The sequence below is a fragment of the Acinetobacter sp. UBA3461 genome, from assembly GCF_002381195.1.
In the GTDB taxonomy this organism is placed as follows: Bacteria; Pseudomonadota; Gammaproteobacteria; order Pseudomonadales; family Moraxellaceae; genus Acinetobacter; species Acinetobacter schindleri.
Map to the genome: position 1 here is coordinate 254,385 of NZ_DFRO01000026.1, position 23,603 is coordinate 277,987.

General features: G+C 39.1%; 17 protein-coding genes, 1 tRNA gene and 2 pseudogenes. 18 read left to right on the plus strand and 2 right to left on the minus strand.

Annotated features, from left to right (window positions below; genetic code table 11):
- Positions 1 to 140: 140 nt before the first annotated feature.
- The 12 genes from B3D47_RS07240 to B3D47_RS07295 all read left to right on the plus strand — a co-directional run bounded on the left by B3D47_RS07240 (position 141) and on the right by B3D47_RS07295 (position 11,655).
- Entirely contained in the window at positions 141 to 2,240 is a 2,100-nt protein-coding gene (locus tag B3D47_RS07240) for a carbon starvation CstA family protein (RefSeq protein WP_286860944.1), read from the plus strand.
- A gap of 10 nt (positions 2,241 to 2,250) precedes the next feature.
- Positions 2,251 to 2,553: a YbdD/YjiX family protein gene (locus B3D47_RS07245; protein WP_286860947.1), complete on the plus strand. Its 303-nt coding sequence runs from the start codon at positions 2,251 to 2,253 to the stop codon at positions 2,551 to 2,553.
- A gap of 460 nt (positions 2,554 to 3,013) precedes the next feature.
- Positions 3,014 to 3,973 (plus strand): AAA family ATPase, encoded by a 960-nt coding sequence (locus B3D47_RS07250; RefSeq protein WP_004894105.1) that lies wholly within the window; start codon positions 3,014 to 3,016, stop codon positions 3,971 to 3,973.
- A gap of 10 nt (positions 3,974 to 3,983) precedes the next feature.
- A complete protein-coding gene (locus B3D47_RS07255; protein ID WP_286860951.1) occupies positions 3,984 to 4,889 on the plus strand; it encodes a DUF58 domain-containing protein in 906 nt (301 codons plus the stop codon).
- Between the two features lie 10 nt (positions 4,890 to 4,899).
- Complete coding sequence (locus B3D47_RS07260) at positions 4,900 to 6,909, plus strand: DUF3488 and transglutaminase-like domain-containing protein (protein ID WP_286860954.1); 2,010 nt, start codon at positions 4,900 to 4,902, stop codon at positions 6,907 to 6,909.
- Positions 6,910 to 6,941: 32 nt separating this feature from the next.
- Positions 6,942 to 7,018, plus strand: a tRNA-Val gene (locus B3D47_RS07265).
- A 181-nt stretch (positions 7,019 to 7,199) separates the two neighbouring features.
- The gene (locus tag B3D47_RS07270) at positions 7,200 to 8,399 is read left to right on the plus strand and encodes a tyrosine-type recombinase/integrase (RefSeq protein ID WP_086043925.1); all 1,200 of its coding nucleotides are present in this window, start codon (positions 7,200 to 7,202) and stop codon (positions 8,397 to 8,399) included.
- A 95-nt stretch (positions 8,400 to 8,494) separates the two neighbouring features.
- On the plus strand, positions 8,495 to 9,661 hold the full coding sequence (locus B3D47_RS07275; protein ID WP_086043924.1) for a tyrosine-type recombinase/integrase: 1,167 nt from the start codon (positions 8,495 to 8,497) through the stop codon (positions 9,659 to 9,661).
- A gap of 125 nt (positions 9,662 to 9,786) precedes the next feature.
- Positions 9,787 to 10,080, plus strand: coding sequence for a helix-turn-helix transcriptional regulator (locus B3D47_RS07280; RefSeq protein ID WP_086043923.1), 294 nt, complete (start codon positions 9,787 to 9,789; stop codon positions 10,078 to 10,080).
- Positions 10,081 to 10,102: 22 nt separating this feature from the next.
- On the plus strand, positions 10,103 to 10,426 hold the full coding sequence (locus B3D47_RS07285) for a hypothetical protein (RefSeq protein WP_005104557.1): 324 nt from the start codon (positions 10,103 to 10,105) through the stop codon (positions 10,424 to 10,426).
- A gap of 124 nt (positions 10,427 to 10,550) precedes the next feature.
- Complete coding sequence (locus tag B3D47_RS07290) at positions 10,551 to 10,886, plus strand: helix-turn-helix domain-containing protein (RefSeq protein ID WP_045126489.1); 336 nt, start codon at positions 10,551 to 10,553, stop codon at positions 10,884 to 10,886.
- A gap of 154 nt (positions 10,887 to 11,040) precedes the next feature.
- Entirely contained in the window at positions 11,041 to 11,655 is a 615-nt protein-coding gene (locus B3D47_RS07295) for a DUF6088 family protein (RefSeq protein ID WP_286860964.1), read from the plus strand.
- Between the two features lie 375 nt (positions 11,656 to 12,030).
- Here B3D47_RS07295 and B3D47_RS07300 read toward each other — a convergent pair whose 3' ends face one another.
- Positions 12,031 to 12,339, minus strand: a complete 309-nt coding sequence (locus tag B3D47_RS07300) for a hypothetical protein (protein ID WP_004782586.1) — start codon at positions 12,337 to 12,339, stop codon at positions 12,031 to 12,033.
- Between the two features lie 284 nt (positions 12,340 to 12,623).
- Between B3D47_RS07300 and B3D47_RS07305 the strand changes: the two genes are divergently transcribed.
- From B3D47_RS07305 to B3D47_RS07310, 3 genes and pseudogenes are all read left to right on the plus strand, one after another.
- Positions 12,624 to 12,947: a helix-turn-helix domain-containing protein gene (locus tag B3D47_RS07305; RefSeq protein ID WP_286860968.1), complete on the plus strand. Its 324-nt coding sequence runs from the start codon at positions 12,624 to 12,626 to the stop codon at positions 12,945 to 12,947.
- An 87-nt stretch (positions 12,948 to 13,034) separates the two neighbouring features.
- Positions 13,035 to 13,188: pseudogene (locus B3D47_RS14770) on the plus strand (IS66 family insertion sequence element accessory protein TnpB); the annotation flags it as partial.
- 39 nt (positions 13,189 to 13,227) lie between these two features.
- Positions 13,228 to 13,338, plus strand: a pseudogene (locus B3D47_RS07310) (transposase domain-containing protein); the annotation flags it as partial.
- 53 nt (positions 13,339 to 13,391) lie between these two features.
- On the opposite strand, the gene B3D47_RS07315 reads toward B3D47_RS07310, so the two are convergent.
- The gene (locus B3D47_RS07315) at positions 13,392 to 15,299 is read right to left on the minus strand and encodes a nuclease-related domain-containing DEAD/DEAH box helicase (RefSeq protein ID WP_286860971.1); all 1,908 of its coding nucleotides are present in this window, start codon (positions 15,297 to 15,299) and stop codon (positions 13,392 to 13,394) included.
- Positions 15,300 to 17,067: 1,768 nt separating this feature from the next.
- Here B3D47_RS07315 and hsdR point away from each other — a divergent pair.
- The 3 genes from hsdR to B3D47_RS07330 all read left to right on the plus strand — a co-directional run bounded on the left by hsdR (position 17,068) and on the right by B3D47_RS07330 (position 23,599).
- Positions 17,068 to 20,526: a type I restriction-modification system endonuclease gene (hsdR, locus tag B3D47_RS07320; protein WP_286860973.1), complete on the plus strand. Its 3,459-nt coding sequence runs from the start codon at positions 17,068 to 17,070 to the stop codon at positions 20,524 to 20,526.
- 62 nt (positions 20,527 to 20,588) lie between these two features.
- Positions 20,589 to 22,151: a type I restriction-modification system subunit M gene (locus B3D47_RS07325; RefSeq protein ID WP_286860976.1), complete on the plus strand. Its 1,563-nt coding sequence runs from the start codon at positions 20,589 to 20,591 to the stop codon at positions 22,149 to 22,151.
- Positions 22,148 to 23,599: a restriction endonuclease subunit S gene (locus B3D47_RS07330; protein WP_286860978.1), complete on the plus strand. Its 1,452-nt coding sequence runs from the start codon at positions 22,148 to 22,150 to the stop codon at positions 23,597 to 23,599. Before B3D47_RS07325 ends, B3D47_RS07330 begins: the two co-directional genes overlap by 4 nt.
- The last annotated feature ends 4 nt before the right edge of the window (positions 23,600 to 23,603 follow it).

Here is a 23,603-nt window from a genome sequence, read left to right on the forward strand (position 1 = left end):
ATGATGAAAATCATCCCCTTTTTTATGCCAAAGTCTTAGAGGCAACAAAAAAGAACAGGCGTAAAGTCGCAAGGGAAAACAGCAGTACCTCGAACAAAAAGAATCACGCTGATTTAAATGCAACAGATATGAGGGATTGAATGGAAACTTTACAACAGAAGTCGAGCATGACTTCGAAAATTATGTGGCTCCTTGTAGCCATTGTCGGGGCAGTATCCTTTGGGATTCTTGCACTTAGCCGTGGAGAGCATGTCAATGCGGTCTGGCTGGTGCTGGCAGCTGCCTGTGTATATAACATTGCTTACCGTTTTTATAGTTTATTTATTGCCAATAAAGTTTTTGAACTGAATGAACGCCGTTTAACGCCTGCCCATCGTCTGGCTGATGGTCTGGACTATGTACCCACCAATAAAGGGGTGCTTTTCGGTCATCACTTTGCCGCGATTGCCGGTGCAGGCCCACTGGTGGGGCCAATTCTAGCAGCACAGATGGGTTATTTGCCTGGGACCATTTGGTTATTAGTCGGTGTGGTACTTGCCGGTGCAGTTCAGGATTTTCTGGTCCTGTTTATTTCTACCCGTCGTGACGGTCGTTCTCTCGGTGAAATGGCCAAACAGGAACTGGGTACTTTTGCCGGTATTATTGTCATGCTCGGTGCCTTAGGCGTGATGATCATCATTCTGGCGGTATTGGCGCTAGTCGTTGTCAAAGCCTTAACCAACAGCCCATGGGGTGTATTCAGTATTGCCGCCACGATTCCGATTGCAATATTTATGGGTATTTACATGCGCTTTATCCGACCAGGACGAATCGCAGAAGTCTCCATTATTGGTTTCGTATTGATGATGCTCGGCATTATCTACGGTGAAAATATTGCTCAACATCCATACTGGGGTCCATTCTTTACCTTGTCAGGTACTGAACTGACTTGGGCATTGATTATCTACGGTTTCATTGCTTCTGTATTGCCGGTATGGTTGTTACTTGCACCGCGTGATTACTTATCTACCTTCCTGAAAATTGGCGTGATTGCGGGTCTGGCGATTGGTATTCTATTCGCGATGCCAGAAATGAAACTGCCAGCAATTACCAAATTTATTGATGGTACTGGTCCTGTATTTGCAGGTTCAATGTTCCCATTCCTGTTTATTACTATTGCCTGTGGTGCGATTTCCGGTTTCCATGCACTGGTTTCATCAGGAACCACACCAAAGCTGGTCAACAACGAACGCGATATCCGTATGATCGGTTATGGCGGTATGTTAATGGAATCTTTTGTGGCGATCATGGCCTTGATCTGTGCTGCGATTCTGGATCCAGGCATTTACTTCGCGATTAACTCGCCAGTCGCATTACTTGGTACTACGGCAGAAAGTGCAGCAGAAGCAGTACGAACCCTTGGTTTCGTAGTAACCCCTGAAGCCTTGACTTTGCTGGCGCAGGAAGTCGGTGAAAACTCGATTCTGTCGCGTACTGGTGGTGCACCGACTTTCGCGATTGGTATGGCGCATATCATTACCGAAATCTTCAATAGCCGTGAAATGATGGCATTCTGGTATCACTTTGCGATTCTGTTTGAAGCATTATTCATCCTGACTGCTGTTGACGCCGGTACTCGTGCCTGTCGCTTTATGGTTCAAGATACCGTAGGTATCGTGATTCCTGCAGTAAAACAGTCACATAATTTCTTTGGTAATTTATTAGGTACAGCTGTCGCTGTCGCTGGTTGGGGCTTCTTCGTTTATCAAGGCGTGGTCGATCCACTCGGTGGGATTAACAGTTTATGGCCACTGTTTGGTATCGGTAACCAGATTCTAGCTGCAATGGCACTCATTCTGGGTACTGTGATTCTGTTCAAAATGAAAAAACAGAAATACGTTTGGGTGACGATTATTCCAACTGTATTCCTGTTCATTACCTCAATGACTGCAGGCTGGCAAAAGATTTTCCACGAAAATCCGAAGATCGGTTTCCTTGCTCAAGCTGACCGCTTTAACACGGCAATTGCCAATAATGAAATTCTGGCACCAGCAAAAACCGTGGCTGAGATGCACACAGTGGCATTGTCGAATCAGATCAATGCGGGTCTATGTGCTTTCTTTATGATTGTTGCTTTCGTCATGCTGTTTGCTGCAATTGGTGTGATTCGCCGTGCTTTGGCAAATCCGGAACCAACTGTACATGAAGCTGAAGCGATTTATCGCGATCCTACTGAGATCAAACCTACAGCACATCACTAAGGAGACTGGTATGAATCTGAAATTTGCCAAAGGCGGAAAAGCGGTGATCTACAAGATCATTAAAATGACCATCATGTCGCAAAAGGATTTAATCCTGAACCCGAAAAACTGGTCACGTATTGCGACCCTGTGGCAACGTTTGCAGCAGAGTTTCCGTTTGATGGTCGGAGTGCCTGATTATCAGACCTATCTGGAACATATGAAAAAACATCATCCAGATTTGGAAGCGATGGATGCTAAAACTTTCTATCGTCATTGTGTGGATGCACGTTATCCCTCTGCTGGCGGTGGCATGAAAAAATGTCCATGTTAATGAATCAATAAAAAAAGTGCCTTTCGGGGCACTTTTTACATTTTACGAAAGCTAGAGAGATTAAATATTAGATGGTTATACAAGTCTATGCGCTGATTTATATTTATCATCAAGTTTAAACTTTATACAAATAACTTAAAAATATACTTTTAAGATATGGCTTTTATACCTGTAAAAATGAGAATGATAAATTCGTTTCGTGACTTTGGAAATGTAGAGAAACCCAATTAGATAATTTGAGGCAATTTATCTTTACTGAAGGATTGGAATATATTTTAAGCAGCTTCTAACTTTAGAGAAGTTAATAGGCAAGATTAAAATATTTAAATAAACCGTTTTTATTGGATATTTCTGATGATTAGGTAAATGACTCAGTGTAAAGATATATTATTGGTCTTTAGTGTGGTTTAAATTCAGTGTATGTTAATCACAAGTATCTATTTTAATGAGAAAATTTGTGATGTGGGGCGTAAAGCAAAAAGCAAATCATGATATAGCGCACATAAATACTCAGCTTGAACAGCAAATTGCCAGCTATGCTCCCAGCATTGAAAAATTCCTTAAAGAAATTAATGCAATTGTGCTGGATAAACAGGCACAAACCCGGCTGGCATTGTGTTGCCTGATTGCTGGTGGACACGTTCTGTTTGAAGATTTGCCGGGTTTAGGTAAAACCACATTGGCAAGCAGTCTATCTCATCTTGCCGGCTTAAAGTTTCAACGGATTCAGTTTACCAATGACATGCTGGCCAGCGATGTAATTGGCATCAACATGTTTAATCAGAAAGAACATCAATTTGAGTTTAAGCAGGGTCCAATCTTTACCCAGATTCTTCTGGCAGATGAAATTAACCGTTGCAGCCCCAAAACCCAAAGTGCTTTGCTGGAAGCGATGGAAGAAGGTTATGCGACAGTCGATGGAGTACGTTATGCCTTGCCTAAACCATTTTGGGTGATTGCAACACAGAATCCATTATTCCAGAGCGGAACGTATGCTTTGCCAGAATCCCAGCTAGATCGGTTCTTGATGCGTTTATCTTTAGGTTATCCATCCCGACATGCAGAAAAACTGTTATTGCAGCAAGAATCCCGCTTTGCCCTGATTGCCACCTTGGCGCATGTGTTCCGTGAGGAGCAAATTTTAGAGCTGCAGCGACTGGTTAATCAGATCTATATCAGCGAACCCATACAGGAATATTTGCTAGATCTGGCTGAAGAAACCCGAAAAAACCGTTATGGATTATCAACACGTGGCTTATTGGCATTAAAACGGGCAGCTCAGGCACATGCTTTGATTGAGAATCGTGCTTTCGTCACACCGGATGATGTACAAGCTGTGTTTGTGGCAGTGGCTTCGCATCGTTTAGGGTTGAGTGAGGCAGAAACCTTAAATCTCATGCAGCAAGTGGCGATAAGCTAGGAGCCAGATCTTGGGAAAGTTTTGGCAGAACTGGTTAAGTAAACGTTTTCAGTTTGTACAGCAAAAACAGCTCTCACAACGTGATGTGCTAGTCTTTATCTATCAGCAGGGCTATCTGTATCTGGTACTTATTTTCATCACCTTTATTGCAGGTGTAAATTATGCCAATAACCTGATTCTAGGTTTTTGCTTTCTGATCAGTGCCGTACTGTGTATCAGTTTTTATCTGACTTTTAAACAGCTGCATGGATTGAGTATCGAACTGCTTACGGATGAAATCGGGCAGGTGGGACACGACCTGAATCTGCATTTCCATTTTCAGCAACCGGTTGCACAATCACGATATTTGTATATTCAGGCAGGTGAACAGCTTTATAAGGTATTGGTCAATCAGACCAGGCAAAAATTTAGCCTTTCCTTTTATGTTGAACAGCGTGGAAAATTTGTCTATCCGGCCATTCAAATATATTCAGTCTATCCTTTTGGACTGGTAAGAGCTTGGACCTATCTTTATCACCAGCGCTTTGCCTGGGTAGCACCGAAAGCCCAGTATTCGACTGCTGAAAATAAGCAACATTTGCCAAGTTTTGAGCCAGAAATGGATGAGTTTCGAGAACTACGAAGTTATCAGGCAGGGGAATCATTGCAGGCTGTTTCCTGGAAACAGGTAGCGCGTGGGCAGGGTTTATATATTAAGGTTTTTGAACAATATCAGAACCAGCACAGTATAGAGATTCATTATGCACATATGCCAAGCCCATCGCATGAAGAAAAGCTGGAATGGATGATGGGGCTGGTCGAACAATGTGAACAACAGCAATTGGCCTATAGCCTGCATTTGCCCCATGCAGAACTGGCTTCAGGTTATGGCGCTGAACAGATGCATCAGGCCAAACTCTTATTGGCACAGGCTTAAGAGGATAGACATGATGAATGCAAATATCCGCACAGCCATTTTGCTCAGTCTCAGTTTAATTCTGGTTGTACAGGTGAGTTATTTGCCTGCAGGACTCAGCATCATCTTTGCCCTGATGCTGGTATTACTCTGGTTGAATCTGAGAAAGCAAAAAACTTTTCCTAAAAAATGGACCCTGTTGCTGACAGTCATAGCACTTGCAGTTATTTATTTTACACATCAAAGCTTTTTGGGTGTAGATGCGGGTGTTGCCGTGCTTTCCACTTTCTTATTTGCCAAGGCTTTTGAAACCCGTACTAAACGTGACCTGATTATTTTATTTAACTTTGCCCTGTTTGTGGCGGCGAGTACTTTCCTGTATAGCCAGTCTTTTATCATGGCTTTTGGGATTCTGCTTTGCTTACTAAGCTGTTTCATTGGCTTATATCGTATTCAGGTAGGTGAATTTAAGCAGGATTTACAGGCTCAGGAGAACGCATTAAAACAAGATGTTAAACATGTCGGCAAATTTGTACTCTATGCACTGCCATTTTTTATTTTACTCTTTATCTTTTTTCCACGTTTGCCACCGATGTGGCATATCCCCATTCCTGAAAATAAAGGGGTCACCGGAATCAGTGACAGGATGTCTCCGGGAGATATTGCCCAGTTATCTCAGTCAAGTGCATTAGCGTTCCGAATTATAGGGGATGTAAGCAAGCTACCTCCGCGTGCAGAATTATACTGGCGTGCCTTGGTATTAGATGAATATGATGGTCAAACCTGGACCAGTAGTGCAATCAATCAGCAGCCACAAATCCGCCAACAGAATGATTCTGCCTCATTGGCATCGGGCTGGGATTATCAGTATCTGGCTTCAGATCCGTCCGTACTCTGGGTGATGGGATTGGATAAATCAGTCCCTTTAGAGCGTCGTTATTATAACCGTTATGATTGGGGAATTGTACCGCGTCGTTTAACTCAGCGCGTGGAACCTGTTCAGCTACGCTGGGTAGGAACAGAAGTAGAGCAGCCTAATTTAAATACTAACTATCTGCAATATATGAATACCCGAACCCCTGCTCAATATGATTCTCAAACTCAGGCACTGGCAGCAAATTTAGTTAAACAGAGCGAGGGTAGTCAACAGCGCTATATCCAAAATGTGTTGAACTGGTATCGAGAGAATAATTTTGTATATACCTTAACCCCAGGAACATTAGGCCAAAACCGGGTGGATGAATTTCTGTTTAATGCGCGCCGTGGTTTCTGTGAACATTATGCCTCCAGTTTTGTCATGCTGATGCGTTATGCAGGAATACCAGCACGTGTGGTCACGGGGTATCAAGGTGGTTCACTCGCACCTGATGGCAAGAGTTGGGAAGTGCGCCAGATGGATGCGCATGCCTGGACTGAAGTCTGGGTGAACCAGCACTGGCAGCGAATTGATCCTACTGCCATTATTGCTCCACAACGTATTGATAATGGTATGCAAAACTTGATGTCTGAAAATTCAGCAGTTTTAGGTGAGGGTAGAACATGGACAACACAGCAATATCAGTTTATGACCAAGTTGAGGATATGGAGTGACTATGCCAGTTATCAGTGGCAAAGTAAGGTGGTAGGTTATAATGCAGATTCACAACGCAGCTGGATGTCTAAACTTGGCTTGAACTCTGCTTATGCAGCTGTGTGGATACTTATAATAGGTATTGCATCTTTGATCGCATCTTATTTCTTATGGATTTATATTCAAAAGCGAAGACAGAATTCACCATTCGAGCTAGCCATAGAGCAGCTTAATCGTTCCCTGCTTATTCAGATGCGTAAGCAGCCGGCTGAAACATTTAAACAGTGGATGCTTCGAATATCAGCTTCCTTAAGCTCAGATCAGGTTACGTCTTTTTATGAAGCTATACAAATCTATGAGAGAAATCAATTTTCAGCTTATAAGCCTGACCAAAAGGATATTAATAAATTCAGATACTTGCTTAAAAAATGTGCATATACACTGAAAAATAAAGGAAAAAACTTGTCTTAAGATTCAAAAATTTATAATATGCGTAACATTCTAGGTGTATAGCTCAGTTGGTTAGAGCGCTACGTTGACATCGTAGAGGTCTCCAGTTCGAGTCTGGATATACCTACCAAGATTAGATTATAGATGTATTTATATGTACTTATATAGTCACTAAAAGCCCCTAAATTCAATAATTTAGGGGCTTTTTTTATATTCTATGCATTTATATGGATCTATATAATACAGCCCTATTTGTATCACCACGTGTATCACTGTTTAATAATCTAACTCGGTGATACAAGGTATAGGGCATGTTACGGAAAGATATAAAGAAACGACCACTCAGTGAAAAAACATTATCTTCTTTAGTACCTGAGGAAAAAGACTATAGAGAACTCGACGGCGCTGGCTTATATTTTTTAGTCAAAAAATCAGGTGTTAAAAATTGGCAGTATCGTTACAAGAATTCTGAAGGTAAATGGGCTTGGATGGGTCTTGGTTCTTACCCTCAAGTGAGTGCTCAACTTGCTCGTCAAAAAGCACGAGAATTTACTTCAGCTCTTTCTAAAGGTGAAAGCCTGAAGTCGAAGAAAGTACTGCTCGAGGAACGAAAAGAGCTTGAAAGCTTTTACTTTGAAAACCTAATGAGAGAGTGGTTGGACACTAAATCAAGTAAGTGGGGTGAGGCAACATACACGAAAGCTCAAAAATCTATTGAGAAGCACATTATTCCAGTATTTGGTCAAGGTAATTACAAAGAGATTACGCCAAAAGAGTGGTTTGATTTTTTCCAAGGACTACAACGTACTTTAGGCATTCATACTCAGATTGAGAAATTGGTTTCATACGTACGTGGTTGCTATGACTGGGCAAAGTTTAAAGGCAAGATAAATTCAAATCCAATAGAAGGCATGAGCAAACATCTAGATGCCTACGAGTCAGGGAACATGGATTTCGTGACTGTTGATGAATTACCAGCTTTACTTAAGAAAATTCGTAATAATAAAAAGCGCGCCATCGGCATTGGTCTTGAGCTGCTCATGATGCTATTCCCACGTCCAGGTGAGTTAAGGATAGCAAAGTGGGAGCAATTCGATTTTAAAAAAGCCTTATGGACCAAACCTGCAGAAATGACCAAAACACGTCAGGAACATCAAGTCCCACTATCTAAGCAAGTCATTACATTACTCACAGAGTTAAGATCCATTCAGCCAGAGTCTGAGTTCTTGTTTCCGAGCCGTCTTTCTGTCAATAAAACGATTAGTGATATGACATTCAATCTAGCTCTGAATCGCTTGGGGTATAAAGGAAAACAGAATCCTCACGGTTTTAGACATCTTGCAAGTACCATTTTGAATGACGCATTCAGTAATCAAGAACAAGTGATAGAAGTATGTTTGGCGCATAAGAAAAAAGGTGTCAAGGGTGTTTATGATAAATCACAGCATTTAGATGAACGCCGTGTGTTGATGCAGTGGTGGGCTGATTATTTAGATGAATTGGTCAATTAAAAAGTAAACCTTTTTCTTGAACTTAGAATAAAAAATCTCTGGAGATTTTAAGAGCTGTGATCAACTGCTCTTAACGTAATTTTTCAGACATAGTAATGAGACGTACCGAGTTAAAGAAAAAAGGTTATTTGGCAGATACAGTTCTTACTGCACTAGAAGTGGAAATGCAAGACTATCGATTATGGGACAGTCCAAATTTATATTTTTTTGTAAAAGCAAATGGCAGCAAAAGTTGGCAGTTTAGGTATAAAAAAAGAAATGGAAAATGGGGGTGGAAAGGGGTAGGAGCTTACCCGACTATTAAAGCTAAAGAGGCAAGGGTAATTGCGAGCGGCTATCTGAAAGAAATAGAAGCAGGTACATTTTTAGAAGTTGATAAGTACAAGTTATCTTCACTTATAGAAAGCTTACTTGATAAAAAACAAAAAAAATGGAGCCCTAAAAATTTTTCTAAGATGCAATTATCGATTAAAAAACATATTTATCCTGAATTTGGAAATCGTGATTTAAGAACGATTAAAACCATGGAATGGTACGAATTTTTTGCGAGATTAGAATATGATTTAAAAATCCCAGCACAAATGCGCAAACTACTTAGCTTTGCAAGAGAGGCGTACGATTGGGCTTGTATATATTGTGAATATAAAGAAAATCCTGTGCGAGAGGTACAGGGATTTTTTGAACGTCATAAAAGTGGAAATTTCAAATTTGTCGATTTAATTGAATTGCCAGACCTTCTGTCTGCAATTCGTTCATATTCTAGTCGTAGTACAGCAATAGGTTTAGAATTATTGCTTTTACTCTTCCCACGCCCTGGTGAGTTACAACAGGCGAAGTGGGAACAATTCGACTTTCATCGGAAGATTTGGATTAAACCTGCAGAGATGATGAAAAATAAAAAAGAACATCGTGTGCCTTTGCCAGACCAAGCAATTATATTGTTAAAAAGATTAAAAGAGATACAGACACCATCCCCATATTTATTTCCCTTACGAAATGATCCAATGATGGCAATGAGTGTGGATACCTTCAATGAAGCGTTAATATCTTTAGGCTATGAGAATAAACAGCATCCACATGGTTTTAGGCATTTAGCATCAACAACGCTTAATAATAAATTTAGTGAAAAATATCAAATTATTGAATCTGCACTATCTCACGTTAAACAGGGTACAAAAGGTATATACGACAAAGCAGAGCATTTCCAAGAACGAGTTGATCTAATGCAGTGGTGGGCAGACTATGTCTATTCACTGAGTTAATCAATCCCTGAGAAAATTTAAGAGTCACCCCATGGGGTGACTTTTTTTTCCAGTTTTATATCAAAATAATTTTAAAATTTTGGTCTCTGATACGCTCTATTTAATATCTTTATTTGAGATTAGAAATGGATTGTGTGATTGATAGAAACGAATCAAATTTAATTGAAAACACTGAACAGACTGAAGTATTAAACATTGTTCAGATAAAGCCTTTCTTATTGAGTTACAACACGGTATGTAAGCTTCTAGGTATAGAAAGAAACGCATTGCGAAGATTAATGAAGAAAGATGATCGATTTCCGAAACCATTAAAAATGGGATTATCACGTCAAGCAGCTGTCTATTTTGATCGGGAAGAAATTGAAGCTTGGTATCAAGGGTTTAAAGAAAGATGCCGAGGTCAAAATGAGAAAATTTAAAAAACTAAAAAGGATTTTAAACATGGCACAAAAATCTGGAAAAGGTTTCATTAATAAGAAATATGCATTAGTAACCAAGCTATATCAGCCGTATATCAATATGGAAGTAAACCAAGTCGATATAGAAGATATTATTTTCAATATTGATAAGAAAGCATTGATATTGGGGGATGGTTTTTGGCTGAAAGTAGAGAGAAAGACTTATATCTTTATTGGTAATACGGCGCTTTGCGTGTACGTGCATCTCAAATACGTCGGAATGGATGAGATACTTCAGCAACTCTATGGAAAACGAGAGTTAACTGAAGAAGAGAAAGAAGAGTTACTCAAAATAAGGTATTCTTGAGTTGGGAATGACTAAGGCATAGGAATTCTATGCCTTTTTACTAACTTCTACAAAGTTCCCAATATGGGACTTAAAGCTTAAAAATAAATTATTAAGTACCTTTTTAGGGACTCAGGGAGGGTGCATGTTAAGTAAGTCAGATTCTCCTCGATATATTGCAGAAGAGTTTGGAAGAAGACTCAAAAGATTAAGATTGAATAAAAATTTGCGTCAAATTGATGTGGCTGCACATTCGGGTTTATCTCGTAAAATAATTCTGAATGCCGAAATTGGAAATGTTACGCTCGAAAATCTTATTCAAATTCTCTATACACTAAATGCCTTAGACGATTTGGATAGTTTTTTGCCAGAGCCACCTTTATCACCAATACAGCTTTTAAAACTAAAAGGAAAGGTGAGGCGGAAAGCTTCAAAATCAACGGCGATGAAAAAAGTAGATGAAAAAGATTTGGGCTGGTAAGGGATATTAAATATATTAATTTAACCTGAATCCTTCTTAATCCAATCATGTAGAAGAAATGTGTAAAATCGATCCTGGTCGTTGAAGACATAGGTTGTGCGGTAATTCCCTTATGGTTTCAACCACCTTTTATAGTCTGTTTGGGGGTTAAGCTATGTTTAATATTGCAAAAGCGGTTCAAGAACGAGTGAAAGGATTTCACCTTGGACATGTCTTTTCTGTGGACGAATTTACACAGCTTGGCAAGACTGAGGTAGTTTATCAGGAGCTCTATCGTTTAGCTAAGCAAGGTGTGATTAATCGCATTCAGCACGGTGTTTATTATAGACCTGAACCAAATCATATGTTGAAGGGGCGATACTTGAGTCCTGATGTTTATGAAGTGGTCAAAGTGATTGCTGAAAAAAATGGTGAACTCATCCAAGTTCATGGGGGTATGGCCGCGAATCGTCTTGAATTAAGCACTCAGGTTCCAGTGATGGATGTGTTTTATACCTCAGGTAATTCTCGTGAATTTAAGATTGGCGGCACTCGGGTAAGATTGCTGCATACTAAAAACAGCAAATTTTTCCAACATCCATTTGACAGCCGTGTAGGAGTAGCTATATCAGCATTACTCTTTTTGGGAAAAGAGATTGTTGATTTGAATATGGTTAAAAAGCTTGAGAAGATGCTTACATCTGAAGAGCGGATATTGCTTTATCAGTCCTCTTTGCCGATGTGGTTGCATGAGTTACTGGATGAGCAAAAGACAAAGTTCTACTTTTAAGCCAATCAATTTAAATTAAAGCCCTTAGCCTGTTAAGGCTAAGGCCAGTTTTGTCACTCAGGATACTTAGACCATGTTAATTCAAAATATGGTCCATCTTTAAACTTATTCTAATCTCCATCCAAATCAATTGAGACACTAAGTCCTGAAACTGCTTTTTCATAGCATCTGCAATCTGATGAGAGTATTTCCAATCTTAGTAAACCGTATCTGCAACTCAGGTTGCAAGATCAAATGCATGAGCTGCAGAATGTCACATCCTAGTAATGACTCATAGGCTTAACCATGATTCAGGTTAATTTATAATATGAAATTTAAAGAGCATTCTTATTAGTGAAAGGAATTAAGGATGCTCTCTATTCTAAAAACTATGATTTATTCAGACTGTATAACCATATAAAAAATTGATAATAACTCATTAGAGAGTTCTTGATAATTGATAATCCCTTGCTTGTTAAAGCCATATTTTTCAAAGTACTGGTTGTCCGTAAAGTAAGCAACTGCTTCAAAAGTATTGAGGTGTTGTGCTACATCTAACTTGTTGCAAAATATCGGATTGAACTGAAGTTGTAGCGCCGTAGCTTCAATGATTTTTGTCGCAATAATTTTAGAAATTTGACGGACATTTAAATTTCGAATTACTGGATGGATCGAAAAAGGGATATGACTCGGTGAACTGCTCATAATAGATTCCAAGATAATTTTACTTAAATGGTCTGTTATGAAAGAATGCAAAGGTAAAACGTCGAAATTTTACATCTTTCATTTCAGTGATTTGAGATGAAAAGCATGAGTGCTTTATTGTCGAGATAAGGCACTCATGCACATACACTATTCTTCATATTAAATTTCCTCTTTTAATTTCTTTTGATGATGTCTTTTTGTCGAAATAGACAATAAAATACTGACAATATATATATTGAAAATTGTCGATATAGTCAATTTTTATTGTCGATTTATGGTGTTTTATGCTGGCTGAAATGGATTCTGAGTTGTTTTGTGCTCGGCTCAAAGAAATAAGAAAACAAAGAAAATTGACTCAGCAAGAACTTGCTGAAAAGTCTGGTATTCCATCTACGTCGATTTCACATATTGAAGCTGGCTCTCGTAAGCCCTCTTTAGAAAATTTTTATAAGCTCGTGGTTGTCTTAAATGTGTCTGCTGACTATCTACTAGGGCGCACAGCACGTAGTTCAGATGTAGGTAACGATCTAATTGCTAAATCAATTCAAGAGTTACCTGAGTTGGAGAGAGAGATGATTCAGAAATTTATCTTGTCTTTGCAAAAGTAACGTGAGCATCAGGCTAACTCATATTACCAACCGATCTTATAAGTCTTAATTTGGTTCCCACTTAAAAAACAAGTGGGGACTTAGTCCATGAGTATGGATATATATTTTACAAGACATATGGTTGCTAAAAAAACGTAGAATATACAGCAAAGAATTCAAACTCAGCATTGTAAATTCCTGCAAAGATCCTCATGCCTCGGTTGCACTGAAGCATAGTCTTAATGGCAACCTCGTCAGTCGTTGAATCATGAACATTCATCATGATGGTGTATGTAGAATCCTGTTCATATTAAGCCAGTCAGCAAAACTGAAAGGGCTGGATCCGTATGCCTATCTCAGTGATGTGCTGAAAAGGTTACCGACGCATTTTACAGGTATTTTTATGTGCTGATCTTTTTAGAGTTTAGCTATATCACGAAAATAATATTTTGATAGTTCAAACTACTAATTCCATTCTTTCCCATAATCTGCCAAAGACGGTTCTGCATTTGCCACATACAAAATACTGCTCTTCCCTGTTTTAAGACGTGTAATTGCGGTATAGAACAAGGCATGGTCTTTGAGTTGATAGATTTTATCCCAAACCACCAATAGCGCCTTAGCTTCCCAACCTTTAAAACTGTGTACCGTACAGACTTTAATACGGGTATCGCCTTTAAAAAACCACATCTTTTTTTGGCGAGATTCAATCGGATCTTTAGAAAAAATATCAATATATTTTAAACCCAGACACTCTAATACTTTGCAGACCAACAATCCAATATCATGTGTCTGTACAAGAATGGTCATATCCGAATGACTTAACTCTAACTGAATGACTTCATTCTTAAAACTCTTAAATTCATCTAGAAACGCAGTTTCTGTGATTTCAGGTAAATTGCGCCATACTAATGTAGCCTCTTCGATGACACCAAAATCTAAAGCACCTTGTAGCTCATTTTTAGACTCTGACTTAATCACTTTTTCTACTGGTAAGAAGAGCTCTGCATATCGGTTGGCTAAGGGAATCAAATTATCAGGTAAACGATACGTCTGTTTTAGTTCTGCCCAGGCTCCACGAAAACCAGCATTTTTCATGACATCATCTGTCCACAAATCAGCAGATGCATAGATATCCTGTGTTGTATCAGCACATAACAACATTTCACCGCCATCGGCTAATAATTTCTTAAGAATATCCCACCACTGAGGATTAAAGTCTTGCCCTTCATCCACCAAGATTGCATCATATTTTTCTGGTTCACTTATATCTAAAGCATCTTGTACTATACTGCACAATGCAGCTGACGATGGGAAATCAGAGACTTTAGCATTTGGATCTTTTTTTAATGCTTCTTCCGCAGTTTTTTTTGCATTTATGAAAACCTCAGCATACTCACGCTCTAATCCAGCGTCATAACACAATCGTCGACATAAATAATGAAAATTAATCCAAGTCGCCGCTTTACGTATATGTGGATATTCACGTACTGCTAAATCCTGAAGGTAATTTAGTAGTGTGATATTAAAAGTGACAATCAAAACCGACTTTTGCTCTTTCAGAAGTGTTGCAGCTCGCCCTGCAACAACCACAGACTTACCTGATCCCGCTGGACCTTTCAAACGCCTAAAGCCTGAATCAGTTCTTTCTTTAATAAATTTAAGTTGTTGGGGATTATAATTTAATGGTTCTCGTTGCTCTTTACTTGATTCTGGTTCTCGAAGCCATACTCTCAATTGCTCAGCAATGATGTTATTCATATACTTAGATGATATTCGGGCAATACCCGTTGGAAAATTTTCAATTAATCCTTTTTGAAAATTATCTCTTCCAAAAACAACGTAACTATTATGTTTATCATCTTCAGTCGGTTTAAATATCTTACGATTCCGACTTTGGAATAATGGATAGAATAATTGTTCAATCTCCTTTTCAGATGCCGATGGCAAAACAAGTCCGCAAGACACCACCACTCCGTATTCACGGCGACTTAGAATAGGACAATAAAGGTCTAAAATTTCTTTTCGATATAGTAATAATTGATCAACAGGGTTTTTCTTAACATACGAAATTTTTTCGCCTTGGGAGTTTACTGCATAAAGGTGTTTTTTCCCGTTACTAAACTCTTCAATGCCATATTGCATGGCTTTGAAATCCCAATTTTTAACTTCAAAAACACCAATGCCAATCTTAGGATGCAAAATGACGATATCAGGACATAAACCATTCAAATGAGGTTGAATATAAATCTCCCAACCTTGCGGTAAATACTGATCTAAGTATTCAATAAATTGAATTTCACCAGCCTCTAAAGGCTGGCGTAATTTATCCCATTGATCTTTAGATGGAGAAATTAAACGGTTATTCATCATTTAAAGCATTTTTCTTATCAGGATGAACGAACCACCATAGAGATGTTGATACAAGTGCTATGGGAACTAATACATACTGGATTTTAACCCCTACATAATCCAGCATAAGGAAGCATAAAATTAATAATATCCAAGAAATTCCAGCAATTGTGCCAAAAAAATTGGCTAAAGTGGAGCGAATTTTGAATAGCATACTACCTCTATCACTACTAAGAATTGATCCAATATTAATAACTGATGTTACGCAGTAAGTGTATTTTTTGGTACTTTCACCACAATATGTTGTGGTTGAATTTTTGAAAATTTACAACATATATGCTGGGTGCGTAAAAGCAGTTAATAATTAGATTTTAATATACTCTGCCTTAAACCCACTCTAAGATAACACTAAAGATTCACATAAATGATTATATTTTATACATAATTTTCCAGAAAATCGTAAATAAATGATCTGTTTTACTCTTCCTGTGTAATCTCTTTTCCAAAGCCTCAATCAAAGTATCTCGCTTTTCAGTAATCTCATCTTCAACATCAAAAAATTGTTGTCGCATACGGCGTTTTTCTTTTTCAGCCTTTTTGATTTGCTCTTAGATATTTCACTCTTGTTCAATATCATTGGCTTGGCGTGATTCTCGTTTCAATGCATTAATCTTAAGTTTAATATCATCCAACATTTTTTCAGTCGCCAACATACGATCTTTAGCCGATTGTTCTCACTTATTCCTTTCCTTGCGATAGGCTTAGACTCCGCCAGATTCCAGCCAGAACTATTTAATCAATCGTGAAAGCTGTTGCCGTTTCCTCGCAGTTTTACTGGTGGGTTGCTTTAACTATGCCATTAGGTTTGATTAAATTGCCAGGATTTGGATTTTATTGTCAGTTATTTACACTTAAATACCAATAAGTGGTTCTAACAGACAATTCATAGCAAAACCTATCCATTAAGTGGAATAGACAGGTATTTGATGTTATTTCTCTTACATTCTTTGTTACTTTGGTGTCATAGGGTGTTCTGACAGATCCAAGCGGGTATTTTTTACTGCCAATAGGGTGGAAATGCATAACCATTTTGTGGTAATTCACTGCCAAAATTGCACAATGGAAATAGAGAATTTTTTTTTTAATAATTAACTTTTTGAGCCTGATTTTTATAGTGTAATGAAATGCCAAATATAGTGTAATGCACCTATTTTATAGTGTAACGCACCCCAAAAAATGGGATTTTTATAGTGTAACGCACCCCAAAAAATGGGTTTTTTATAGTGTAACGTATAGTCAAATTATAGTGTAACGCACCTTTTTTTATAGTGTAACGGTAGGAATGTATAAAAAATAATCAAGTCTAAGGTCTTTTCTGGGTGACTTTAGGTTGAAGGTGGTTAGGATTGTACATTTTTGATCAAATTTTAAGCGCATGGTTGTTTGTTAATTTGTAAAAGCAGGGTGCGTTCATATCAAAATCGATCATTTTTAGAAGGGAATTTATGCGACAAAATGACGCATTGGTTAGAGAATTAACTCTGTCTTTGAAACTTAACAGGAAAGTTTTGAGGACCTCGGCTTTATGATTTGATACAAGGCAGCTAAGCCCCATAAAACTTCGATGAAGATGGCTAGACTAATTTTTAAATATTCGGGTAATTTCTTAATCCTGAATTAGACTTATGTACAAAAGATTTTTCTTAATAAAAATAACGTGAACTGATATGCTTGTTTGAAGGGGAGCTTTGTATAAAAGCATAATAAAGTACAGATAGTTGCAAATAATATGATGAATTTAGCTGAGTCTCAGTTTGATTTTTTAAAGGACGTAGATCCTCTGATGCATGCATTATTGGTGAGTGCGGAAGCAGCATACTACACAGCACCAGCGCATACACTTGTACAAACCCGAAAATTTGCTGAGATTCTGGTTAATAAAGTAGCCCAATCCAATCAACTTGAAATCCCTGAGCAGGCAGATTTTCTCTCCCGTATTCGTTTACTTGAGAATAGACTCAAGCTGAAAGCTGATTTTATCTCTGTTTTACATACCTTGCGTGTTAATGGTAACAAGGGGGCGCATGATGCCGAAACCGATCATAGTGATGCTTTAACGTCTCTGCGGTTATCATATCGAATGGCACAGTGGCTCTATATTCTGACCACTCAAAAAACCAAATTGTTTCCTGAGTTTAAAGCACCTGTCGACCCAACACTTGAAGCGCGGCGCATGCGTTTTGAGTTGATGGAATTACAGCAGGAGTTGCGTACGGCACAGGACAAGCAGGCTGTTCATTTAGATATTCAACATAAATTGGCAGCACTGGAAGCTGAGAATTTACAGCTTAAGCAACAGCAGCAAGTTGAAGCACAATTACTACAGGCTCAACTCGCTTTCTATGAAGCAAAAGTGAAAGAGCTGGAACAGCACGCGCCTCAATCTAGCATTGAGATACCTATCGAAGATGGGCAATTGGATATAGCCAATGCTTCATTTGAATTGTCCGAGGCTGAAACACGAGAGCTCATTGACCATCAGCTTCAGCTCGCAGGCTGGCAGGTAGATACACAGCTTTTAAAGTATAGTAACGGCGTTCGTCCTCAAAAAGGTTTAAACCTTGCAATTGCAGAATATCCGACATTATTGGATGGGGAAGAGGGTTTTGCAGACTACGTTTTGTTTCATGGCTTAATTCCGGTCGCAATTGTTGAAGCAAAGAAAAAGAACAAAGCGGTCAGTCACTACATTCGCCAGGCTGAACGTTATTCACAAGGTTTCCAATTTGAAGCAGATATGCAGAAGCCATACGACAGCGCGCCGTGGACATCTGAAGAAAAAACTTTTCATATTCCATTCGTGTATTCATGCAATGGCAAGAAATATTCCAGTCGTTTGATAGATGAGAGTGGTATCTGGTTCCGTGATGTGCGACATCCATCCAATATAAGTAAAGCGCTGCATGGTTTCCATTCTCCAGAAGGCTTGAAACAAAGGCTGGAACAGAATATTTCAATCGCAGATGCATATCTGGAAAATACAGATATTTTACCATTTAATGACCGTCCCTATCAGCGTGAAGGCATTAAAGCGGTTGAGCGCGCGATTGCGAAGTATTGTGAACGCACATTGCTAGCCATGGCAACTGGTACAGGTAAAACACGTCTTGCCACTGGGCTGATGTATCGTCTACTAAAAAGTAAGCGGTTTAATCGGGTACTATTTTTGGTAGACCGATCTTCTTTAGGTACACAAGCATTTAAGGCCTTTGAAGCTGAAGTGATTGAGCAAGGTAAGACCCTCGCACAGATTTACACTATTGCTGACTTAGGTGTGGATGGTGATACGAACGTAGATGTGCAAGTTGCAACTGTACAAAGTTTAGTGCACAGACTCTTTAATAGTGATTCGCCTCTGCCGATTGATTTCTATGACTGCATTATCATTGATGAAGCACATCGTGGTTATAACTTAGATAAAGAAATGACCGAAGGTGAAGAAAGCATTCGTGATGAAGCGCAATATTTATCTACGTATAAACGGGTACTGGAATACTTTGATGCGACTCTGATTGGTTTAACTGCAACTCCAGCACTGCATACTACCGAGATTTTTGGTAAGCCTGTATTTACTTATAGCTTTACGCGCGCCGTAGAGGAAGGTTATCTGGTCAATTATGACAAACCTATTCGTTACATCACTAAGCTGAGCCAAGCTGGTATAGATATTCCTCAAGGCACATCTGTCCAAGTGATGACGAATGCTACAGGCCAAAAGTCTACGGCGCTGTTACAGGATGACATGGCATTTGATGTGGCTGATTTTAACCGACGTGTGATTGCACCTGAATTTAACAAGGTTATCTGCCAAGCGTTAGGTGATGATTTAAATCCGTTAGGTGATGAGAAAACCATGATTTTCTGCGTGACAGATCGCCATGCAGATCAGGTTGTCTTGCTCTTAAACGATGTATTTAGAGAGAAATATGGTAAGGATTGGAATACCGATGCTATTGCCAAAATCACAGGCAATTCAGACCAACCTGAAAAACTGATTGAGAGCTATAAAAAGAATAAGTTCCCGAATATTGCTGTTACTGTAGATTTGTTGACTACAGGTATTGATGTACCGAAGATCTGCAATCTGGTATTCATACGTAAAGTCCGTTCACGTGTGCTGTTTGAACAGATGCTCGGTCGTGCAACCCGGTTATGTCCTGATATCGGTAAAACAGAATTCCGTATATACGACGCCGTAGATATTTTTGCGACCTTGCAAACGGTTAATACCATGCAGCCGATTGTTGTGCGTCCAAATATCAGTATTGATCAGCTGATTCGTGAGTTAAGTAATCCGGAGTTGATGCAGAAAGCTAAAGCAATCAATGTTCCTTGTATTGATGAAGTAAAACGTACGCAAGCGGATATCGTTCTCGATGAATTTATTCAGAAAGTGACCCGTATTTTAGGTAAGGCTGAGAAGTTCAAGCATCATCCTGATCAGGTTAAGCTGCGTGAAGCACTTGGAAAAATCAAAGAAAACTTTAAGGTTGACTCCTTTAAGCTACCACAAATTCTGCGTGCTAAAGGTGTGGATGATCTTGGTATCTGGCTACAGCAGAACAGTGCAATTTTAGAAGCACGTTTGGCTGAGGTTCGTAGTGCACTCGGTACACTGGATTTACCGATTATCTCGGATGAGAAAGATGAATTGATCGAACGTGTCGTAGATACGGCACATCAACAGCCTGAAGATTATCTGGAATATTTTGATAGCTTCGTTAAAACAGCTGTGAATGACAATGCTGCGATTAAAGCAGTCGTAACACGACCATCTGATCTGACTCGCGAGCAGTTGCGAGAACTGGAAAACTTGTTGACTAGCAAAGGCTTTACCCAAAGCAAGCTAACCCAGGCACTAGGTGGCAATGAGTCCAATCAGACTTATGCATCACAGATCATCTCTATGATTCGCCGTTCAACATTGGGTGAAGAAATCTCTTCTGTCGAAGAGCGTTATCAGCGGGGTCTAAACAGGATTTTACAGCAGCGTGCATGGACGGAAGATCAGAAGCAATGGTTGGCACGTTTAACCCTGTTTATTGCCAAAGAGGTGGTGGTTGACAAGAATATGATTCACCATCAATTTGCTAAAGACGGCGGAGTGAAACGCCTGAGCAAGTTGCTTGATAGTGACGTTGAAAAACTGGTCGATGATATTCATGACGGGTTGTGGCACGCCTCTTAACTGCTACAATCCTCGCGCAATAAAATTTCTATATTTTTCACTTTTTTGATGAAGTACAGCACATGACACAAAATGACATTGTCCAAAAGCTCTGGAATCTTTGCGACGTATTAAAAGATGATGGAATTAACTATAGTGACTATGTATCTGAACTGGTCATGCTGCTCTTCGTGAAAATGGTCGATGAGTTAGATGATGAGTTTTCTACACTTGCCAAGATTTATCCTGAAAAATATAAATGGTCGCATTTTAAAGATCATAACGGTATTGAGTTACTGAATTTTTATAAGCAGATGTTGCTTGATTTATCGCAAAATCAGAATGAGCTGATTGCATCAATTTATGCCAATGCTCAAACACGTTTACGTGAACCACGGCATTTACAGCAGTTGATCAATGAGTTTGACAAACTGGACTGGTTTAGCATTAAAGCGGATGGTCTAGGTGATCTATACGAAGGTTTATTGGAAAAGAACGCTACTGAAACCAAGTCAGGCGCAGGTCAGTACTTTACCCCACGCCCACTCATCAATAGTATCGTGCGTTGTATGCAACCCAAGCCAAGTGAAGTGATTCAAGACCCTGCATGTGGTACAGCAGGCTTCTTGATTGCTGCGGATGCGTATATACGACAGCACCATGATTTATATGCACTGACTGAACAAGAAACTCAGTTCTATACTTTAGATGCATTTGTTGGTGTAGAGCTTGTACCGAATACGCGCCGTTTAGCACAAATGAACTGTTTGTTGCATGATATTGGTGGTGAGCAAGGAGCAATTAAACTCGGGAACTCGCTTGGTCCTGTAGGGCAGGCTTTGCCAAAAGCTGATGTGATTTTAGCCAATCCTCCATTTGGTACGTCTAAAGGTGGTGAAGCAAGTATTACCCGTGATGATTTGCCATTTAATACCTCAAACAAGCAATTGGCATTCTTGCAGCACATTTATAAGAACTTAAAACCAGGTGGTCGTGCTGCCGTGGTCTTACCAGATAACGTGCTGTTTGAAGCTGGGCAAGGTACAGCAATTCGTCAAGATCTGATGAACAAATGTAATGTGCATACGATTCTGCGTTTGCCGACAGGGATTTTCTACGCACAAGGCGTAAAAACCAATGTGTTGTTCTTTATCAAAGGAACAGAAGCCAACCCGCTGCAAGATGAACATTGCACTGTAGATACTTGGGTGTATGACCTGCGTACCAATATGCCAAGTTTTGGCAAGCGTACGCCATTTACCGAAGCACATTTAAAAGGTTTTGAAGTTGTCTACGGCACTGATCCTAAAGGTTTATCACCACGTACTGAAGGTGAATGGTCGCTCACGGAAGAAAGCCAAGAGCAAACACTTGAGAACAGCCGTTGGCGTAAGTTTAGTCGTGAATGGATTAAAGAGCAGAAGGGTGATTCTTTAGATATTTCATGGTTAAAAGACAATGACGCCGTGGATGCTGCGAATTTGCCTGAACCGCATGTATTGGCAAGTGAGGCGATGTCAGAACTAACTCAGGCTCTGGTTGAATTAGATGCGTTAATGAAAGCCTTAGGTCAAACCGATGAAGCGAATACGCAAAAGCAATTGCTTGCAGATGCTTTAGGTTTAAATGCTGAGGAACAGGTATGAGTTTAGAGAATTTGCCTGTTGAGTGGAAAACTACAGATATTGGTCAACTTGTAGATGATATGTTTGGTGGATTGAGTCCTAAAACGACAGATTATCAAGTATCAGGGGTTTTAGCATTAAATAAAGGGGATATCAAACAGTCAGGTACCCTCAAAATTAAGAATTCTGCTAATTATTTATCTGATAACTTTATTGGCTCTAATACAGATAAAATTGTTCAAAAAAATGATGTATTAGTGACTTTACGTGATTTATCTCAAAAAGCTGATTTTCTTGGTTTAGTAGCCCTTTATAAAGGTTCACAAAAGGCAGTAATTACACAGGGAATGTATAAATTACTATTAAATAACGCATTGGATCGACGTTATCTAATGTGGTATTCAAATAGCCCTTTGTATCGTTTGCAGGTTAAAAATGAGAAAGTTGGAGCAACGCAGGTTCATTTAAGAAATGATCAATTTAAAGACCTGAATATTCCATTACCACCAATTGCCGAACAACAAGAAATCGTTCGTCAGCTTGATGTGATGCTTGCTCAAGTGGAGCAGATTAAAACGCGTTTAGATGCGATTCCTGCCATTCTTAAAAAATTCCGTCAGTCGGTTTTGGCAGATGCTGTGAGTGGGAGGTTGACGGAGGAGTGGCGTGGTTGTGATGATTACACAATTGATGAATCAGGTTTGGAAATTCCAAATACTTGGGAATTAAAACAGATACAAGATATCGCTGATGTTAAAGGTGGTAAGAGATTACCAAAAGGTGAGGAACTTGTTTCTGAAAATACGGGATATCCCTATATCAGAGCAGGTCAGCTTAAAAATGGAACTATCATTGCAACTGAAGAGGCTCGTAGTACACAAATGTATTTACGACCAGAAACTCAAAAATTGATAAAGAATTACGTCATTCATAAATATGATGCTTACATTACTATTGTTGGTGCTTCAATTGGTGATGCAGGTATTACGCCTGAAAAATATGATGGTGCGAATTTAACTGAAAATGCAGCTAAATTGACTAACTATAAAAAACCATTAATCTCTCAATTTTTAGGTTTTTGGTTACGCTCATATTATTTGCAACAACTTATTAAATTAGAAACTAAGTCAGCTGCTCAAGGTAAATTAGCTTTGACTAGGATTAAAACATTACCATTTCTATATCCAAGTATAGAAGAGCAAAAGATCATTGTGGAAAAGGTCAATGACTTTTTAAATTTAGCTGATGGGATAGAGCAAACAGTTCAATCAGCCCAAAAACGAGTGAATTTACTGACTCAATCTATTTTAGCCAAAGCATTTAGCGGTGAACTGACTGCCGAGTGGCGTGAACAGCATCAAGAGTTAATTACAGGCATCAATAGTGCAGAAAGTTTGCTTGCTAAAATTCAGGCGGAACGGGAAGCGAGTAAGCCTGTGAAAAAAACACGGGCAAAAAAAGAATCTTAAAAAT

Coding starts and splice junctions, on each gene's coding strand:
- B3D47_RS07240 (WP_286860944.1), top strand. CDS start 141: ATGGAAACTTTACAACAGAAGTCGAGCATGACTTCGAAAATTATGTGG.
- B3D47_RS07245 (WP_286860947.1), top strand. CDS start 2,251: ATGAATCTGAAATTTGCCAAAGGCGGAAAAGCGGTGATCTACAAGATC.
- B3D47_RS07250 (WP_004894105.1), top strand. CDS start 3,014: ATGTGGGGCGTAAAGCAAAAAGCAAATCATGATATAGCGCACATAAAT.
- B3D47_RS07260 (WP_286860954.1), top strand. CDS start 4,900: ATGATGAATGCAAATATCCGCACAGCCATTTTGCTCAGTCTCAGTTTA.
- B3D47_RS07270 (WP_086043925.1), top strand. CDS start 7,200: ATGTTACGGAAAGATATAAAGAAACGACCACTCAGTGAAAAAACATTA.
- B3D47_RS07275 (WP_086043924.1), top strand. CDS start 8,495: ATGAGACGTACCGAGTTAAAGAAAAAAGGTTATTTGGCAGATACAGTT.
- B3D47_RS07280 (WP_086043923.1), top strand. CDS start 9,787: ATGGATTGTGTGATTGATAGAAACGAATCAAATTTAATTGAAAACACT.
- B3D47_RS07285 (WP_005104557.1), top strand. CDS start 10,103: ATGGCACAAAAATCTGGAAAAGGTTTCATTAATAAGAAATATGCATTA.
- B3D47_RS07290 (WP_045126489.1), top strand. CDS start 10,551: ATGTTAAGTAAGTCAGATTCTCCTCGATATATTGCAGAAGAGTTTGGA.
- B3D47_RS07295 (WP_286860964.1), top strand. CDS start 11,041: ATGTTTAATATTGCAAAAGCGGTTCAAGAACGAGTGAAAGGATTTCAC.
- B3D47_RS07300 (WP_004782586.1), bottom strand. CDS start 12,339: ATGAGCAGTTCACCGAGTCATATCCCTTTTTCGATCCATCCAGTAATT.
- B3D47_RS07305 (WP_286860968.1), top strand. CDS start 12,624: ATGCTGGCTGAAATGGATTCTGAGTTGTTTTGTGCTCGGCTCAAAGAA.
- B3D47_RS07315 (WP_286860971.1), bottom strand. CDS start 15,299: ATGATGAATAACCGTTTAATTTCTCCATCTAAAGATCAATGGGATAAA.
- hsdR (WP_286860973.1), top strand. CDS start 17,068: ATGATGAATTTAGCTGAGTCTCAGTTTGATTTTTTAAAGGACGTAGAT.
- B3D47_RS07325 (WP_286860976.1), top strand. CDS start 20,589: ATGACACAAAATGACATTGTCCAAAAGCTCTGGAATCTTTGCGACGTA.
- B3D47_RS07330 (WP_286860978.1), top strand. CDS start 22,148: ATGAGTTTAGAGAATTTGCCTGTTGAGTGGAAAACTACAGATATTGGT.